Origin of the sequence: Micromonospora craterilacus, from assembly GCF_003236315.1 — a bacterium.
In the GTDB taxonomy this organism is placed as follows: Bacteria; Actinomycetota; Actinomycetes; order Mycobacteriales; family Micromonosporaceae; genus Micromonospora; species Micromonospora craterilacus.
The window spans coordinates 1-1,661 of record NZ_POTY01000459.1 but is presented as its reverse complement, the minus strand read 5'-3'; the positions used below and the strand labels follow the sequence as shown (position 1 = coordinate 1,661).

1 protein-coding gene is annotated in these 1,661 nt (G+C 67.7%); it reads right to left on the bottom strand.

The window, feature by feature from the left end:
- Window positions 1-144: 144 nt before the first annotated feature.
- Entirely contained in the window at window positions 145-1,542 is a 1,398-nt protein-coding gene (locus C1I95_RS33775) for an IS1380 family transposase (protein WP_111220157.1), read from the bottom strand.
- Window positions 1,543-1,661: the final 119 nt, after the last annotated feature.

Here is a 1,661-nt window from a genome sequence, read left to right as displayed (position 1 = left end):
CCTCGGTCTTTCACTTGAGTGCCATTCGATAGCCGGTCTTCGATGAAGAAGATTTGCGTACCTATCGGCGTTTTCTTGGCATGTTGAGGGCCCGGCGCGGGGCCGGGTTCCTCCGTGTTGCTGGCCGGGACGAGGCTCGCTGGGTCAGTCGGCGGGCCGGGGTAGTGCTGCGAGGTTGCTGAATGCGCTGGTCAGAGCATTGGTCCAGGGCCAGCTCGCGGCGATAGCGACCCGGGTCCGGCGGGCGGTGCGGGTGATCCGGGCCGCGACGTGCAGCAGCCGGTAACGCAGTTTCTTCGGCTCGGCGATGGCCAGGTCACCGTCCAGGAGCAGGATCTGAGTCCAGGCGAGCAGGTCGATGCCGGTCAGGGCGAGTTGAAGCCAGGCCTGATTGATCGCGAACACGCGGGACGGGAACCGGCCGAAACCGGTGTTCTTGCCGGTCCGGATGCGGTCCTCGACGCGGGCGTGGGCCCGGTGCCGGGCTTCCAGGAACTGGATGCTGCCGTTGCCGGGCGGGGTGTCGGTGGCCACGACCTGATGCCGCCAGCCTTCGATGGTGTCGAACAAGCTCAGCTGGGCGCCGGGGTGCGGGCGTTCCCGGCGGACCAGGAACCGGGTGCCCTGCGGCCAGCCGGCCGGGTCGAACGATCCGGTGATCTCGCAGACCTCGGCATGTTCACGCAGTTCACCGTCGGTGTCGACGGCGGGGACCCATCCGGTCGCGGCCCGGATCGCTGCCCGGACCGGTTCGGTGATCGCGGCGCCGACGCTGAATCGGATGTCCAGATGCTGCTCACGCAAGGACCGGATGTGGGCGAGAAACCCGTGGCTGGAGCCGGCGGAGTCACTGCGTAGCAGGATCGGGGTGCCGTGCCGGACCGCATCGGGGATCTGGACGAGGGCCTGGTCGAGCACGGTGATGTGGTCGGTGGTGGTGTTCGAGCCGGCCCGGCCTTCGCGCAGCAGGCCGGCGAGGGCTTCACCGGTGTTGTCCAGGAAGCACAGCAGCGGATGGAAACCGAACGTCTTCTTCCAGGTACGGGTGGCCGATTCCTTGTCGGAATGGCAGATCACGATCGTCGCGTCGATGTCCAGGACCAGGCCGTCGACCGCCTGGCCGGCCACCGTCGGCTGTGGCAGGTCACCGCGAGTGTCCGCGTGCTGAGCCCAGACGATCTCCCGGGCTGCTGCCCGTGCAGCCCGCAGCTCGGCCAGCATCGTGGCGTCGAGCTGCGACAACAGCCGCCACGCGGTCGCATCCGACGCGACCGGCCCGAACAGCGGCTCCTGATCGCGCAGCACCGCCAGATCGGCGATGGCCTCACCGCCGTCGGCGAGCATCACGGCGAGATCGACCGCGATCCGGCCCGGGTCATGCCCGCGCTGCCGCTGCCGCATTCCTGCCAACGCCTGACTGAACGCGCTGGTCAGGCCAGCCGTGTCAGCGAGATCAGCGAGTAGCCGGGCACCGACGTGACCGACCACGCCCCGCCCGTCCCCGGTCACCATGATCTTCGGACGTGTTGCGGTAGCCTTCACCCAGCAAGTGCCTTCCGTGACAGGAAACTCGGACCCTCAGCAAGTCCCATTTTCCCTGATCAGAAGGCACTTCTTCGTTTCCAGCCCAGTCCTTGGACACCCTTAACGAAGGGCCGAGG